Consider the following 15,651-nt stretch of genomic DNA (forward strand, 5'->3'; position numbering starts at 1 on the left):
CGCACCAGTACCCAGATTCCATCTCGGGAGGTGTCGATCCGGCCGGGTCTCGATCGTCGGGACGGCAGCACTGACACCGACACGAGAGGTACGCCCATGACGTCCCTGACCACCCCTGCCGAAGCACTTTCGGCCCGGCGCCGCCGAACCCGCTGTCTCCTGGGTTGCGGCACAGCCGCCGGACTCCTCTTCCCGGCGCTGTCATTCGGGCAGGCCTTCACGCGGTCGGGGTTCGACCTGCGCCAGCACGCGCTGAGCTCGCTCACCCTCGGTGAGCTCGGCTGGCTGCAGGTCGTCGCGTTCGTGGGCACCGGCCTGCTGGCTGTCGCGTTCGCGGTGGGCCTGTGGCGGGCGCTGCGTCCGGGCCGGGCCGGCACCGTGGGTCCGGTGCTGGTCGGTATCTACGGGGTGGCCATGGTCGGTGGCGGGATCTTCGTTCCCGATCCCGAGCTCGGCTGGCCGCCCGGCGCACCGGCGGGGCTCCCCCAGCAGGCCAGCACGGGCAGCATCGTGCACACGGTCTGCGGCGCGGCGGCTTTCCTGTCGTTGATCGCGGCCGGTCTGCTGTTCGCCCGCCGTTTCGCCGGGCAGGGGCGACGGGGCTGGGCGTTCTACAGCGCCGCCAGTGGGGTCGTCGCGTTCGTGCTCACCGCCCTGCCGTGGAGCGAGGAGAACGCGAGCGTCCGGTTCGCCGTCGGAGCGGTGATCATCTCGGGGTGGCTCGTCGCCGTCTCCTCGCGAGCGCGCGAGGAGACGGACTGACCGAGGCGAGACCGGCGTGGCGGCTCCTGGTCGTACCGGCGTGCGAGCATCCCGCCATGGCGACATCGAAAGAGCAGGTGACGGTTCCGACCGGCGTCGGCGTCGACGGTTTCCTGGCCGCGGTTCCCGATGAGCGTAGGCGGGCCGACGCGGGGCGGCTCCGCACGATCATGGGCGAGGTGACCGGCGAACCGGCGGTGATGTGGGGCCCGAGCATCGTCGGCTTCGGCAGCTACCGCTACACCTACGACAGCGGGCGTACGGGTGATGGGCCGCTGGTGGGTTTCTCGCCGCGCAAACAGCACCTGGTCGTCTACCTGGTGGGTGGTTTCGAGGATCGGTACGGCCCGATCCTCGAACGGCTCGGTCCACACCGTGCGGGTAAGGGATGCCTGTACCTGAAGCGGCTCGACGACCTTGACGAGGGCGCGCTACGTGAGCTGATCGACCGCACCGCGCGGGTGCACCGTGGCGTCGACCGGGCCAGCCGACGCTGATGATCCATGGCTGCGCGCAGACCGTGCGACGACCGGCCTGGTCAGGTCACTGACCCGTCCAGACCGCCTTCGCGCCGGAGTCGCCGGTGCGGACCACGTAGTAGATCGCGACGCCCGCCGCCACCAGCGACAACACCTGCAACGACAGGGTCAGGGCGCGGCCCGGCCGGTCGCCTCCGGTGGCGCTCGCGTCGGCGGCTCGCGGCGGGACGAACCGGACCAGTGCCAGCGCCACGACCGCCAGCCCGATGGTGGCCCATAGCGTGAAGTCGCCGAACTGCTGGTGGGCCTCGATCGTCGGGACGAACTCCGGGGTGACCCGGTTGGCGGCCCGCATGCGGTCGAAGAAGGCGTCCCCGGAGAGCTTCGCCAGCAGCGCGGCGAGTGGCGCGCCCACGGCGAGCAGCCCCAGCACCCAGCGGGTGTGCGGCCGGATCGGCGCGACGAGCGCGTACCCGATCGTCAGGAGCGCCAGCAGCGGCACGAACACGACGGCGGCGTGCAGCACGAGAGGGTGGGCGGGGATGCCCATGAACTCCTCGAACATCGGTCTCCTCCGGAGCTGACGGGCGGACGTGGATCGTTCAGGCATGGACGGTATCGGTACGGACCGGGCGTGTCAGCCCCCACGAGCGCGGGCACCGCCGCCGGTTAGGCTGCCACCGTGCTGAGGGGACTGCTGCTCGACTTCTACGGCACCGTCGTCGAGGACGACGACGCCGTCATGGCCGAGATCGCCGAGCAGGTGGCCGCCCGAGCGTCGGTGCCCGTCTCCGGTCACTACGTCGCGGCGGCGTGGGGACGGGAGTTCGAGGCGGTGGCGTCCGGGCCGAGGTTCCGAACGTTGCGGGACAGCGCGATGTCGAGCCTGGCGTCGGTGATGGCCGACGTCGGGTGTGCCGGCGACGCGGCCCCCCTGTGCGCGGCGCAGTTCAGGTACTGGCGGTCGCCGCCGCTGCGGCCCGGCACCCGCGACTTCCTGTCCCGCGTGACCGTGCCGATCTGCCTCGTGTCCGATGTGGACACCGCGGACCTGGAGGCGGCGATGGCCCACCACGGCCTCGCCTTCACGGCCGTGGTGAGCAGCGAGGCCGTCGGCGCGTACAAGCCGGACCGCGCCATGTTCACCCGGGCTCTCGCCGCGCTGGGGCTGGGGGCGCACGAGGTGCTGCACGTCGGTGACTCGCTCACCACCGACGTGGCCGGGGCGCACGCGGCCGGCATCCGAGCCGTGTGGGTCAACCGTCGGGGGCAGCTCGCGCCGCACGACGCCCCGATCGCGTACGAGATCGCCGACCTGTCGGGCCTCGCCGGGATCGACCGGTGACGGGCGGTCCGGCCGGCCACCCACGGTGGCCGGCCGGACGACGTGCGGCTCAGCGGTCGCAGCGCAGGACGGACAGGTCGACGGCGTCGGCCATCGCCTGCATGCCCTTGTCGTTCGGATGGAGGTGATCCCCGCCGTCGAAGAAGGGCAGGATCGCCTGCGGGTCGTACGGGCTGCGGGTGATCCGGTCGAGGTCGACCACGGCGTCGAACGCCCCGCCGTGCCTGATCCAGTCGTTGATCCCCTGGCGCACCGCCTCGCCGGCGGCGTCGTACTCGGACCAGCCCTTGTACGGCAGGACCGTGGCGCCGACGACGCACCGACCCGCCGCGTGCACCCGGTCGATCACCTCCCGGTAGCCGGCGACCAGGTCGTCGACCGTGACGCCCGTGTGGGCCTTGATGTCGTTGATGCCCTCGAGGACGAACACCGTGCGGACACCGGGGTGGGAGAGCACGTCGCGGTCCAGCCGGTGCAGGGCGGCCTGCCCGGCGCCGTCGGCGAGCACCTTGTTGCCCGAGATGCCGGCGTTGGCCACTCCCTTCACCGGGCTGTCGGGCGCGGCCTGGAGCCGCCGGGAGAGATAGTCGGGCCAGCGCCGGTTCGCGTCCGAGGTGGAGGCCCACCCGTCGGTGATGGAGTCGCCGAGGGTCACCACCGAGCTGATCGCCGTGGACGTCTCCACGCTGACGGCGTCCAGCCAGTACCAGGAGCTGATCGGATCGGTCCAGCTGGTCGCCGCCTCCTCGGCGGCGTGGTCACCGGCCGTCGCGTAGGACGTCTGCATGGCCATGCCGTGACCGGTCGTCGGCCCCTGGGCGCCGGTGACGTAGAGACTGACGACCAGGTTGCTCTGGGCGGCCACCTTCCCGGGCAGCGGGTCGCTGAGCACGGTCTCGCCGGCCGGCACGGTGACCGACGGCTGTCCGCCGAACGTCAGGCGCCGGTTGCTGCCGCCGATCAGCTCCGCGCCCTGGCGTTGCAGCCCGGCGTAGGCGCTGGCGAAGGTGACCGGGTGGTCGCCGAAGGCGTTGGTGAGGCGGATGCGCAGGGCGTTTCCGCCGACGCTGGTGCGCACGACCAGCCGGTAGCTGCGCTCGGCGGGTCCGGCGCCCTGCCGGTCGGCGCTGGCGGCCCAGGTGACCGCGAAGTGCCGGTCCCGACCCGACGGGGCGTGCTGCGCCCCGGCCGAGGCCGCCTGGGCCGGTGCCGCCAGGGGTACGCAGACCGCCGTGACCAGCGTGGCCACGACGACCGCCGACACGCGCCGCAGGTGGTGCCCGGGGCGCATCAGAGGTCCCGCAGGGTGACGGACTCACCGGGCTCGAGGGTGATCGGGCGCGCGGTGCCGCCGACGACCAGGGTCGTGCTGCGGCCACCGACGCTGGTCAGCCGCACCTGGGTGACGGTGCCGTCGCGCCAGCTGAGGTCCACGGTGAAGCCACCGCGTACGCCCACTCCGGTGACCGACCCGGCGGCCGCCCAGGCTGCGGGCAGCGCGGGCAGCAGCTCGACGTGGCCCGGGCGGGAGTAGACCAGCATCTCGACGATCGCGGACGGCGTACCGAGGTTGGCGTCGATCTGGAAGATGCCACGGCCGGGGTTCGTCTCGTAGATGTCGAAGAGGTTCATCGCGGTGCCGTTGCTGCCGCCCGTCGACGGCCTCAGGTTGTTGACGATGAGCTGGTAGGCCTTCTCCGCGTCCTTGAGTCGCGCCCAGCACAGGCTCCGCCACGCGTTGGCCCAGCCGAAACTGTTCATGCCGCGCGCGGTCAGCAGAGCCGTCGCGCCGTCGATGATCTCCTTGGAGGTGGAGGCGTCCGGGCGGATCCGGTCGCCGGGGAACAGACCGATCAGCGGGGAGAGGTGCCGGTGGGTGGTCTCACCGAGGTTGTCCGGTGACATCCACTCCTGCAGCCAGCCGGTCGTGGGGCTGACCTCGGGCAGGTAGAGGCGCTTGCGGAGGTCGTCGATGGTCCGGGCGTAGCCGGCGTCCCGGCCGAGCACCTCGGTCGCGGTGCGGTAGTTCTCGAAGAGGTTCCACACCAACTCCTGCGAGTAGGTGTTGCCCCTGGTGTCCTGCGGTCCGTGTTCGGCCGACCAGTCGCGGTCGGCGACCAGGACCTCCCGCGAGGCGCCGGACGCGTCGGTGACGGTCGTGGTGACGAGTCGGGTCTCCCAGAACTCCACGGCACCCTTGATGACCGGGTAGACCTTCGCCAGGTAGGCGCGGTCCTGGGTGTACTCGTAGTGCTCGAACAGGTTCTGGCAGAGCCACGCGTTACCGCTCGGGTGCCACCACCAGCCGCTCCCGCCGTACGGGTTGGTGGAGTAGGCCACGGCCCATCCGGCGATCCTGCCGCTGGAGTTGCGGAACCTGTTGGTCGAGGTGTTGAACAGCCGCTGGGTGACCTCGGTCCAGACCGGCAGTTGCGCGACGCAGTAGTCGGCGAAGGCGTCGAAGGTGTCGGACAGGCCGGCCCGGTCGGCGAGCCAGTAGCTCATCTGGATGTTGACGTCCGAGTGGTAGTCGCCCATCCAGTCGGGGTCGTTGCCGTCGAGCCACGCGCCCTGCAGACCGATGGGCAGGCTGCCCCTCGATCCGGAGATCATCAGATAGCGGCCGAACTGCAGGTACGCGGCCTCCAACTCCGGGTCCGGGACGTTGTCCCGCCAGCGCGCCTGCGTCCGTCCCCAGGTGTCCAGTTCGCGCTGCGCGGCGGACGACGCGCCGAGGTCGATGGCGAACTGCTCGAACACCGGGCGGAAGTCCGCGACGTGGGTGTGCAGCAGGTCGCGCGCGGACTCGCGGGCCGCGGCCAGGACCTTGTCGCGGGCGAGGCGCTCGGGGGCCAGGGACGGGTCGCGGAAACCGGCGGCGGCGTCGGGGGCGTAGTTGGTGCCGCCGCTGAGGACGACGGTGAGGTCCCGGCAGCCGGTGAAGGAGATCGACGTGCCGTTGACCGCGATCTTCCCGGTGCCGCTGTACGCGGTGACGGCGGCGCCGTAGCGCAGGCCGTTGGCGAAGGAGGCGCCGAACGACGCGTACCGGCCCACGCGGTCGGCGGTGGTGGCCTCCCCGTGGGTGCCGGCCAGGGTGACGGTGCCGGTGTAGGCGCCGCGGCCCTGCTGCGAGAAGTGCACGACGATGACGTCGTCGGGGCGGCTGGCGAAGACCTGCCGTTGGTAGCTGACACCGGCGATGTCGTACGTCGTGGTGACCAGGCCCTGCGCCAGGTCGAGGGTCCGTCGGTAGTTGTCCACGGTGCCGAGGTCGTGCCCGGGGATGTCGACGGTGAGCGTGGCCAGCATGGTCAGCGAGCCGAAGTCGTCACGGCCGTAGGGGAACTGGCCGTCGCTGTCGAGCGTGTCGTTGCGACCACCGGTCCACAGGGTGGCGTCGGTGATCATCAGAAGCTCGCGGGCGGGGTCGTTGCTCGCGAGCGCCCCGAGGCGCCCGTTGCCGACCGGCAGTCCCTGCTCGATCATCGAGTTGGCGGAGCCGGGGGCCTGCCACCAGAGCTGGTTCTTCGCCGCGGCGTCCGCGGCGAGCAGGGGAGACTCGGTGGGCCGCCGGGGGGCCGCCGAGGCGGCGAAGGCGGGCAGGCCGCCGAGGGCGGTGGCCGCGCCGGTGGCGGCGGCCAGCGTGAGGAAACCTCGGCGGCTGGGACGGATGGCGCGCGATTCGGTCTTCCGGAAATCCATGTCGGTACTCCAACCTGGGCCAACGGCGGTTGCGCGAAATGGCGCGGCCCGGCGCTGCCGCCGGGCCGCACCGGGACTCAGAGGCTCTGCGGTACGTCGATCCTGTCGATGTCGGGGGAGTACCAGGTCCCGCTGTCGAACGTGATGGTGTTGGCGCCCGCCTTCAGCGCCAACTGGACGCTGACGGTCTCGGCCGTGCCCCAGTCACCGGTGGAGGGGAACTTCAGGCTGGTGCCGTTGCCGCTGTTGGACGAGACGGTGACCGAGCGGGGGTCGCCGCTGACGTAGGCGACGGTGACGGTGTAGATGCCGTCCTTCTTCACCCGGACGTCGTTGAACTGCACCTTGCCGCCGAGGTAGAGGTTGCCGACCTTCTGGCCACCCGAGCAGGCGTCGCACCCGCCGACGGAGGCGTTGCCGCTCAGGGTGTTGGTGGCGGCCTCGGCCTCGTAGCTCGTCGAGACCAGGGCGGTGCCGGGCCGGACGGTGAACAGTCGTGAGCCGTGCGCCGGCAGCGTCGAGGTGATCCGGTCCTTCTGGGTTCCGAGGTTCCGGCTGTTCCACACGTCGCGGACAGACGCGGTGCCGGTGAACCCGAACGACGCCCAGTGGGCGGTGACGGAGGCCGGCGCGTCGCCGAGGTTGAACAGTGCGACCGTGTAGCTGCCGTCGGGGTTCTTCGAGCCCCAGACCTGCTGGTCGCCGACCGGCGTGACCGGCCGGGCGGGCGCGGCGCCGTTCTGGTCGATGGCGATGACCTCGCGGTTGGTCAGCAGGGACAGCCCGTAGTCGTCGAGGCGGGTCAGGTCGTCCCCGGTGTACAGCGGCGACTTCGAGATCGCCCACAGGGTCGCGTACGACTGTCGCTCCGCCCTGGTGAGGCCGTCCATCTCGCCGTTGCCCACGTTGAGGGAGTCGAGGTCGTTCCAGCCGCCGGGGCCGGCCTTGCGGCTCCAGGCGGGCGCGTCGTCGAACCGGTCGTCGACCGAGTTCTCCCAGCTGACCAGCGTGTTGCAGTAGCACTCGACGTCGGTGTCGATCCGCCAACCGTTGGAGTAGCGCTTCCAGTCGGCGGCGTGGTTGATGTCGAGCGACCAGGACAGTTCCAGGTGGATCGGGCGGCCGGCGGTGGCGATGGCCTTCTGCCAGGCGGCCACGTCGGCGACGTTGTTGTAGTTGTCACCGGACTTGAACGAGCCCGGGCCGACGCCGTCGAGCTTGAGGAAGTCGTATCCCCAGTCGGCGAACATCTGCGCCTGCGAGTCGATGTACTTCTGGGCGCAGGGGTTGTCGAAGTTCAGCTTGTAGGCGCTGTCCCAGCCGTTGGTGGTGCGCAGGTCCGGGTAGACGATGTCGGCGGTGGTGCAGCCGGGTGCGTTCCAGATCGGCGCAGCGCCGTTGGCGTACGCCTCCTTCTCCAACCCGACGGGCAGGTAGATGCCCGCCTTCAGGCCCTTGGCGTGGATGTGGTCGGCGACGGGCTTCATGCCGCGGGGAAAGCGCACCGGGTCGGGGGTCTGCCGGGCGTGCTGGTCGAACTTCGGCACCCAGGCGTTGTCGCGCCACCAGCCGGCGTCGATGTTGACGTACTCGTAGCCGTACGGCTTCAGCTTGGCGGCGAGGGCGTCGGCCTGCTTCAGCACGTTCGCCTCGGTGAGGTAGCTGTAGTCGCCGTCGGGGTTGAGACCCGGGTACTTGGAGGACTGCATGGTCCAACTGGTCCAGCCCATGAAGGGGCGCTCCGCGAGGCCAGCGGTGGTGGTCTCCGCCTGCACGGTGTCGTTCGACACCGGAGGTTCCGCCGGGGCCGCCTGGGCAGGGACGGCGACCGCGCCGAGGAGCACGGCCAGCGTCGCGGCGGCGAGGCCGGCGGGCGTTCGGGATCGGCGCCGGTCGGCGCCAGTGAGGGGTGTCGTCGGTGACTGCATGGTCAACCTCCTGGTGGCACGGTGGGGGTCGTCTCGGGCTCGGTACGGTCGGCCGACGGCTGGGTTGACGCCGTGGGTCAGGGCAGGACGAGCGATTGGATGCTGACCGCGGCCGCGCCGCGGGCCCATTCCTCGAAGGGCAACGGACGGATGGAGAGGGGGCACCGCGCGGCGGCACCGAAGGCCTGGCGTTCGAAGCTCGCGCGGATGTGGCTGTCGAAGAGGTCGTAGGCGGCCAGACCTTCGCCGGACACGACGATCCGGGTGGGGCCGACCAGGTTCGCGACGGCCGCGATGCCGCAGCCGATCGCGCTGCCGGCGCGGGTGAAGACGGCGCGGACCTGCTCGTGGCCACCCCGTGCCAGGGCCACGGCCTCGTCGATGGTGAGGTCAGGGCGGCCGGTGCGGTCGCGGGCCTGGGCCACGATGGCGTCGGTGCCGGCGATCGACTCGACGCAGCCACGGCCGCCGCAGTGGCAGTCGGGGCCGGTGGCGTCGACGGCGAGGTGGCCGATCTCGCCGGCCACGCCGTACGAGCCGGAGACGAGGCGGCCGTTGACGACCAGGCCACAACCGATGCCGGTGCCCACGGTGACCAGGGCGAACGACTCTGCGCCCACACCCTCGCCGAACCAGTGTTCGGCTGCGGTGAGCGCCTTGACGTCGTTCTCCACCGTCACGGTGAAGCCGGTGCGCTGGGCGGCGAGCCGGCCCAGCGACACGTCGCGCCAGTGCAGGAACGGCGAGTAGCGGACCAGGCCGGTGGTGCGGTCGATGTCGCCGGACAGGGCCAGCCCGAGGCGACGGACCCGGGTCCGGTCGCCGGCGAACCCGTCGAGCAGGTCGTCGGCGAGCCGGTTGACCTCGGTGAGGACGGCCTCGACGCCGGGGTCGGTCAGCGGCCGGCGGGCGGTGGCCCGTACCTGCGCGCGGAGGTCGCATACGACGCCGATCAGCTCGTCGGCGGTGATCTTCACCCCGAGGAAGAACTCGCGGTCGGCCCGGACGGCCAGCGGGCTGGCCGGGCGCCCGGCGCCGGGCCCGGTGCGCTCGGTGGCGGCCAGTTCGTGCAGGTAGCCCCGGTCGATGAGCGGGCGGGCGGCCTTGGTGACGGCGGCGGAGGAGAGCCCGAGTCGGCGCGCGAGCGCCACGCGACTGACGGGCCCCTCCGTCAGCACCGCCGCGAACACCGCCGTCGCGGCCGGTGCCGCCGGTGGCCCGGCAACCGGCTCGACCTCGCCCCCAGGAAACATGGACGAAATCTAAGGCGAATATTTAACTTCTTCAAGTATTGATTCTGTTGACTGCTCCGGCCTAGAGTCGGCGGCGCCCGCGGCGGTGCTCAGCTACGGGAGCGCGGCAGACAGTCCTTCTTGTACTTGAGGCCCGAGCCGCACCAGCAGGCGTCGTTGCGCTCCGGTGGCCAGGGAATCCGCGCTGCGGGACGGGCCGAGACCTCGGCAGCGTAGCCGGCCCGGATCTCCTGGTCGGCCGCGTCGCCGTTGCGCCGGCGGGCGTACGCGTCCAGGTCCGCGACCGTCGCGGCGAAGACGCCCAGCCCGGTCTTCCCGGTGTTCGCCAGGCGTACCAGCTCCTTCTCCAACCGGGCCCGGTGCGCGTCCCAGTCCGGCCCGTACACCTCGGCCAGCGCGGAGTGCTCGGACAGGAGGCGGTCGAACTCGGCCCGCGGCCAGAAGAGCAGGTCCGTCTCGCCGCCCTGGCGCTGCGCCACCCTCCGGACGAGCTGGTTCTCCAACCGGTCGGCCAGATCGTCGTGCCGGTCATGCGTCAGGTTGAGATCCCGGCGCACCCGGTGCCGCTGCTGCAACAGCAGGAAGAGGACACCCGGCGCCTCCGGGGAACCGACGTCCACCACGGGCTCGACAGCGGTGATGGCCTGCGGCGCCGCTCCGCCCGCGCGCTCGCCCAGCAGGGTGTCGACCGCCTCGCTCAGCCACTTCTCGGCGATCGCCGAGCGACCGGCGGCGTCGAGCGCCGCGCTCACGTAGGCCGGGGCGTCGGGCTGTACGAGCAGCAACGGTCGCAGCGCGGTCAGCTCCGCCATCGCCTCGTCGTCACGGCCGCCGGCCTGGAACAGGGCCCGGGCCCGCAGCGCTCGCGCGAACCCGGCCCGGGGGTCGTCCTCGCCCGGGTACGCCACCACGGCGCGCTCCGCGTACCGGAGCGCGGCGTCCGGCTTCCCCCGGATCTCGGCGATCTCGGCGGCCAGGGTCAGCGCATCCCCGGCGTCGTCCGGGTCGGCCAGTCTGCCCTGCTCCACCGCGTCGGCCAGGTCGGCGGCGACACCGAGGGGGTCGGCCATCCCGAGCGCCGAGCGGCGTAGTTCGGCGAGGTCAGCGCTGGTGAGTACGTCTGTCGTCGGCACGATCTCACGGTACGTCGGGGTGCTCCCGGTGTGCCGGCAGATCACCTGTAACGCCGCTCTCATGCCGCCGCCGGTGAACAGGATGTTCAACGTCACCGCGAGAACCGTTCGGGTCCAGGGCTCGGCGCCGGTCGTCGAGAGGTCGCAGAACCAACCAACGACGGCCATCTGCCGTCTACCCGTCGTCGGTAGCGTCCGGTCGCCAGTTTCTCGAACACACCGCACAAAAAGGGTGGGCTATGAGCACGGTGGATCGCCGTACGTTCCTCAAGGCGATGGGGGTTCCCGCGATCGGCGCGGCGCTTCCGTTGGACCTCAGCAAGGCGCTCGCCATCCCGGCGAACAACCGGACCGGCTCGATCAACGACGTCGAGCACGTCATCATCCTCATGCAGGAGAACCGCTCGTTCGACCACTACTTCGGCACGATGCGGGGCGTCCGCGGCTTCGGGGACCCGCACCCGGCGACGCTGCCGTCCGGCAAGGACGTGTGGCACCAGCCCGACGGCGCCGAGGAGCTGCTGCCGTTCCGCCCCGAGGTGAAGGATCTCGGCCAGACGTTCCTGCCGGACCCGCCGCACGGCTGGAACGACGGGCACGCCGCCTGGAACGACGGCCGGTTCGACCAGTGGGTGCCGAACAAGGGCGTCACCGCGATGACCTACCACACCCGCCAGGACCTGCCCTACCACTTCGCGCTCGCCGACGCCTTCACGGTCTGCGACAACTACCACTGCTCGCTGATGGGGCCCACGGACCCCAACCGCTACCACATGTGGAGCGGCTGGGTCGGCAACGACGGCAAGGGCGGCGGCCCGGTCATCACCAACGCGGAGGCCGGCTACGACTGGTCGACCTACCCGGAGCGGCTGGAGCGCAACGGCATCTCCTGGAAGATCTACCAGGACGTCGGGACCGGTCTCGACGCCGCCGGCTCCTGGGGCTGGACCAACGACCCGTACATCGGCAACTACGGCGACAACTCGCTGCTCTACTTCCACCAGTACCAGAACGCCAAGCCCGGCACGCCACTCGCGGACAGGGCCAAGACCGGCACCGAGATCAGAACCCAGGACCGCAGCCCCGAGGCGCTGCTTGCCGACTTCCGGGCCGACGTCGAGAACGGACGCCTTCCCGAGGTCTCGTGGATCACCGCCCCCGAGGCGTACACCGAGCACCCGAACTGGGAGCCCGCGTACGGCGCCTGGTACATCTCGCAGGTCATCGACATCCTTGCGTCGAACCCCGAGGTGTGGAGCAAGATGGCGCTCTTCATCACCTACGACGAGGAGGGCGGCTTCTTCGACCACGTCGTCCCGCCGACGCCTCCGCAGACGCGTGAGCACGGGCTGTCGACCGTGCCGACCACCAACGAGATCTTCCCCGGTGACGCCAGTCACCCGGCCGGTCCATACGGGCTCGGCGTCCGCGTGCCGATGGTCATCGTCTCGCCGTGGACGCGCGGCGGCTACGTCAACTCGCAGGTGTTCGACCACACCTCGCTGATCAAGTTCCTGGAGGCGCGGTTCGGCCATGGCCGCAAGGACCTGATCGAATCCAACATCACCCCGTGGCGGCGCGCCGTCGTCGGTGACCTGACCACGGCCTTCGACTTCCGGCACCCGAACCGGTCACAGCACCCCACCCTGCCGGACACCGACGACTTCAAGCCCGATGAGCTGGTCCGGCACCCCGACGAGGTGCCGGTCCCGCCGGCAGACCAGCGGCTGCCGAAGCAGGAGCACGGGGTACGCCCGGCGCGGGCGATCCCGTACACCCTGCACGCCGACGGCCACGCCGGCGACGGCTCGTTCCGGATCGACTTCCGCAACTCCGGCGCGGCGGGTGCGGTCTTCCAGGTACGCGAGGCCGGCAGCGCGGCCGCCCCGCGCAGCTACACCGTCGAGCCGGGCAAGCACCTGACGGACACGTGGACGGCCGAGTCCGGGTACGACCTGTCGGTGCACGGCCCGAACGGGTTCTTCCGCCGGTTCACGAGCGGCCAGTCGAACCTCGAGATCACCGCGTCGTACGACGAGCGGGACTACAAGGTCGTCCTCGCGCTCAAGAACCGTGGGTCGAACCGGGTCGAGGTGACCGTCCGCGACGGGTACAACTCCCGGCCGGTGAAGCTGACCCTGCGCCCCGGTGAGTCGGAGCGCGCACAGTGGACGCTTTCCCGTACGCGCGGCTGGTACGACCTGACCGTCACCGTCGCGGGTGACGCCGGCTTCGAGTACCGCTACGCCGGCCACGTCGAGAACGGCAAGGACAGCATCAGCGACCCGTCCCTCGGCGGGCTCGTCTAGGCAGGTTCCGGGGTCGAAGGACGGCCTTCGTCCTTCGACCCCCGCCTGAGTGCCGAGTGGCAGCGTTCCACCGCCGTACCTCCGCCCTTCACATGATCTTCAGTGGTCGGGCGGACGGGCTGTCGAGGCTGTCGGGACGACTTCGTCTCGATCAAGGCAGGTGTGGCAGTGCCGGACCCATCCACCATCAGTCGTCGACGGTTCCTGACCATCGCGGGCGGTACCGCCGGCGTGATCGCGGTGAGCCAGCTGGTCGCCGAGCTCCCCGCGGCGTACGCCGACGAACTCGACCCGGCGCCGTTCACCCTCGGCGTCGCCTCCGGCGAGCCGGACCACGCCAGCGTCGTGCTGTGGACACGCCTGGCCCGGGACCCGCTCAACGCGGCGGACGGCGGCATGCCGCCGGAGCCCGTCCCCGTCCGGTGGGAGGTGGCCCGCGACCCGCAGTTCCGCCACGTCGTCCGGTCCGGTGAGGTGACGGCCACGCCGACGGCGGCGCACACCGTGCACGTACTCGTGGACGACCTGGCCCCCGACCGCTGGTACTGGTACCGCTTCCTCGCCGACGGGGTGTCCAGCCGCACCGGGCGTACCCGGACCATGCCGCCGCCCGGCGCGAAGGCCGACCACATGCGGTTCGCGTTCGTCTCCTGCCAGTCCTGGGCCGGCGGCCCCTACCCCGCCTACCGGGACCTGGCCGAGCAGGACCTCGACTTCGTCGTGCACCTGGGCGACTACATCTACGAGACCACCAACGGCAGCCTGACCGAGTTCCGCCGGCTGCACGCGCTCTACAAGACCTCGCCCGACCTGCGTGCCGCGCACGCCCGGTTCCCGTTCATCATGACGTGGGACGACCACGAGGTGCAGAACAACTACGCCGGCGCGGTTCCGGCCGGCGCCGGCGACGGCCGGCCCTTCCTGGAGCGCCGCGCCAACGGCTACCAGGCCTACTACGAGCACCTTCCGCTGCGGCCCGAGCAGCGCCCCGACGGACCGGACATGCTCATGTACCGGCGGGTCGACTTCGGCCGGCTGGCCCAGTTCAGCGTGCTGGACACCCGGCAGTACCGCAGCGACCAGGCGCTCGGCGACGGGCGGAAGGAACCGACCGGCGAGGTCTTCGACCCGGCCCGCACCATGACCGGTCCCGAGCAGGAGCGTTGGCTGCTCGACGGGCTGGGCCGGTCGAAGGCGCGCTGGAACGTCATCGCCCAGCAGACCATCATGGCGGCGTTCGACTACGACCTGGGGCCGGGGCAGATCGTCAACCTCGACCAGTGGGACGGGTACCTGCCGGCCCGCTCCCGGATCCTCGACTTCATCGCCACGCACCGGGTGTCGAACCCCGTCGTGCTCGGCGGAGACTGGCACACCCACTGGGTGAACGACCTGAAGACCGACTTCACCGACCCCGCCGCGAAGACCATCGCCACCGAGTTCGTCGGCACGTCGATCTCCTCCGGCGCCGGTTGGGACGCCGACGTCCGGGCCGGCCTCGCGGCCAACCCGCACGTCAAGTTCTACAACGGCAGTTACCGCGGCTACGTGATCTGCGACGTCACCGAGCGACGCTGGCGTGCCGACCTGCGCATCGTGCTGGACGCCCGGGACGCCCTGTCACCGGCGTACACGATCGCGGCGTTCGAGGTGCGCGACGGCGTGCCGGGGGCGTACCGGATCGACGCCGGCGACGGCATCGTCGGGCGGGTCGCCGACGCGGCCACCGGTGCCGCTCTGCCGAACGTGCAGGTGACGGTGCTCAGGGAGGACGGCAGCCGACTCGTGGCGAGCACCACCGACCCGTCGGGGGAGGTTCTCGCCTTCGCGCCGCCCGGCAGCTACACCGTCACCGTGAACGGGGTCGGCTACGAGCCGGTGAGCCGTCCGGCGACGGTCGTCCAGGGCGCGCCGACGAAGCTCGACCTGCGGCTCACCCGGGCGGCGACCACGGCCGGCGCCGGCCGGGTCATTCCCGGCCCGCAGGCCGAGGCGAAGGCGTCCGACTTGGTGCTCGGCAACGACCTGCTGGCCCTGGCCGTCTCGGCGGGCACCGACGACCCGCAACTGTCCGGGGTCACCGTCGGCAAGCCCCTGGACCTGGCCGCGGTCGGGCGCCTCGACCAGCTCGACTGGATCAACCTGCCGTACGCCTCGGCGACGCAGCCCCGCGGCACCAACGCGTGGCAGCAGCGGACCGTCCGCTCCAGCACCGTCGAGGTGCTCTCCGCGACCGGCCCGCTGGCGTCCGTCCGCGCCACCGGCGTCAGCACGGCGGTCGCCGACCTCCAGGTCGTCACGACGTACACCATCCGGCCGAACGAACCGTGGGTGCTGGCGGAGAGCGTCTTCACCAACGTCGGTACGGCGTCGCGCACCTTCTGGACCGGCGACGCGCTCGACCACGACGGCGCCGGCCAGCGCAGCGGGATCGCCGGGCACGGCACCATCACCAGCAGCACCCCGGCCGACTACCCGCCCACCGCGCCGTGGATCGGCATGACCGGCTCGGACCGGCAGACCTACGGCCTGCTCTACGAGGAGGCCGGCTTCGTCGCGTACGCCGCGTACAACTGGGTGATGAGCCAGCGTCAGGTGACCCTGGCGCCGGGCGCGACGTTCACGCTGCGCCGCCGGATCGTGGCCGTCGACAGCGGTGCCGGCGCCGACCCGTTCGCGGTGCTCGGCCAGCTCTGACCGAAACGGGGGTGGGTGGCGCCGCCATCCACCCCCGCTC

At 71.4% G+C, this 15,651-nt stretch carries 11 protein-coding genes; 5 read left to right on the top strand and 6 right to left on the bottom strand.

Features of this window, described 5'->3' with window-relative positions:
- Positions 1–96: 96 nt before the first annotated feature.
- Positions 97–762 (top strand): DUF998 domain-containing protein, encoded by a 666-nt coding sequence (locus M8C17_RS05280; protein WP_252415240.1) that lies wholly within the window; start codon positions 97–99, stop codon positions 760–762.
- Between the two features lie 56 nt (positions 763–818).
- The gene (locus M8C17_RS05285) at positions 819–1,259 is read left to right on the top strand and encodes a DUF1801 domain-containing protein (protein WP_252415241.1); all 441 of its coding nucleotides are present in this window, start codon (positions 819–821) and stop codon (positions 1,257–1,259) included.
- 46 nt (positions 1,260–1,305) lie between these two features.
- Here M8C17_RS05285 and M8C17_RS05290 read toward each other — a convergent pair whose 3' ends face one another.
- Positions 1,306–1,806 carry a DUF2231 domain-containing protein gene (locus M8C17_RS05290; RefSeq protein ID WP_252415242.1) on the bottom strand — a complete coding sequence of 167 codons (501 nt, stop codon included), beginning with the start codon at positions 1,804–1,806 and terminating at the stop codon, positions 1,306–1,308.
- Positions 1,807–1,923: 117 nt separating this feature from the next.
- Between M8C17_RS05290 and M8C17_RS05295 the strand changes: the two genes are divergently transcribed.
- The gene (locus M8C17_RS05295) at positions 1,924–2,586 is read left to right on the top strand and encodes an HAD family hydrolase (protein ID WP_252415243.1); all 663 of its coding nucleotides are present in this window, start codon (positions 1,924–1,926) and stop codon (positions 2,584–2,586) included.
- Between the two features lie 49 nt (positions 2,587–2,635).
- Here the strand turns inward: M8C17_RS05295 and M8C17_RS05300 are convergent, their stop codons facing one another.
- The 5 genes from M8C17_RS05300 to M8C17_RS05320 form a co-directional block, all read right to left on the bottom strand.
- Positions 2,636–3,877, bottom strand: a complete 1,242-nt coding sequence (locus M8C17_RS05300; protein ID WP_252415244.1) for an SGNH/GDSL hydrolase family protein — start codon at positions 3,875–3,877, stop codon at positions 2,636–2,638.
- The gene (locus M8C17_RS05305) at positions 3,877–6,291 is read right to left on the bottom strand and encodes a glycoside hydrolase N-terminal domain-containing protein (protein WP_252415245.1); all 2,415 of its coding nucleotides are present in this window, start codon (positions 6,289–6,291) and stop codon (positions 3,877–3,879) included. The genes M8C17_RS05300 and M8C17_RS05305 overlap by 1 nt, the downstream gene beginning before the upstream one ends.
- A 77-nt stretch (positions 6,292–6,368) precedes the next feature.
- Entirely contained in the window at positions 6,369–8,219 is a 1,851-nt protein-coding gene (locus M8C17_RS05310; protein ID WP_252415246.1) for a carbohydrate-binding protein, read from the bottom strand.
- Between the two features lie 77 nt (positions 8,220–8,296).
- Positions 8,297–9,472, bottom strand: a complete 1,176-nt coding sequence (locus tag M8C17_RS05315; protein WP_252415247.1) for an ROK family protein — start codon at positions 9,470–9,472, stop codon at positions 8,297–8,299.
- An 89-nt stretch (positions 9,473–9,561) separates the two neighbouring features.
- Positions 9,562–10,701, bottom strand: a complete 1,140-nt coding sequence (locus M8C17_RS05320) for an SEC-C domain-containing protein (protein ID WP_252415248.1) — start codon at positions 10,699–10,701, stop codon at positions 9,562–9,564.
- Between the two features lie 143 nt (positions 10,702–10,844).
- On the opposite strand from M8C17_RS05320, the gene M8C17_RS05325 reads away from it, so the two are divergent.
- On the top strand, positions 10,845–12,914 hold the full coding sequence (locus M8C17_RS05325) for a phosphocholine-specific phospholipase C (protein ID WP_252415249.1): 2,070 nt from the start codon (positions 10,845–10,847) through the stop codon (positions 12,912–12,914).
- A gap of 168 nt (positions 12,915–13,082) precedes the next feature.
- Positions 13,083–15,611, top strand: coding sequence for an alkaline phosphatase D family protein (locus M8C17_RS05330; protein ID WP_252415250.1), 2,529 nt, complete (start codon positions 13,083–13,085; stop codon positions 15,609–15,611).
- Positions 15,612–15,651 lie beyond the last annotated feature (40 nt).

Origin of the sequence: Micromonospora sp. RHAY321 (genome assembly GCF_023896955.1) — a bacterium.
Lineage (GTDB): Bacteria > Actinomycetota > Actinomycetes > Mycobacteriales > Micromonosporaceae > Micromonospora.

Bases quoted from the DNA above. Each gene is read 5' to 3' on its own strand.
- M8C17_RS05305 (WP_252415245.1), bottom strand. From the start codon at position 6,291: ATGGATTTCCGGAAGACCGAATCGCGCGCCATCCGTCCCAGCCGCCGA.
- M8C17_RS05285 (WP_252415241.1), top strand. From the start codon at position 819: ATGGCGACATCGAAAGAGCAGGTGACGGTTCCGACCGGCGTCGGCGTC.
- M8C17_RS05290 (WP_252415242.1), bottom strand. From the start codon at position 1,806: ATGTTCGAGGAGTTCATGGGCATCCCCGCCCACCCTCTCGTGCTGCAC.
- M8C17_RS05315 (WP_252415247.1), bottom strand. From the start codon at position 9,472: ATGTTTCCTGGGGGCGAGGTCGAGCCGGTTGCCGGGCCACCGGCGGCA.
- M8C17_RS05300 (WP_252415244.1), bottom strand. From the start codon at position 3,877: ATGCGCCCCGGGCACCACCTGCGGCGCGTGTCGGCGGTCGTCGTGGCC.
- M8C17_RS05280 (WP_252415240.1), top strand. From the start codon at position 97: ATGACGTCCCTGACCACCCCTGCCGAAGCACTTTCGGCCCGGCGCCGC.
- M8C17_RS05325 (WP_252415249.1), top strand. From the start codon at position 10,845: ATGAGCACGGTGGATCGCCGTACGTTCCTCAAGGCGATGGGGGTTCCC.
- M8C17_RS05310 (WP_252415246.1), bottom strand. From the start codon at position 8,219: ATGCAGTCACCGACGACACCCCTCACTGGCGCCGACCGGCGCCGATCC.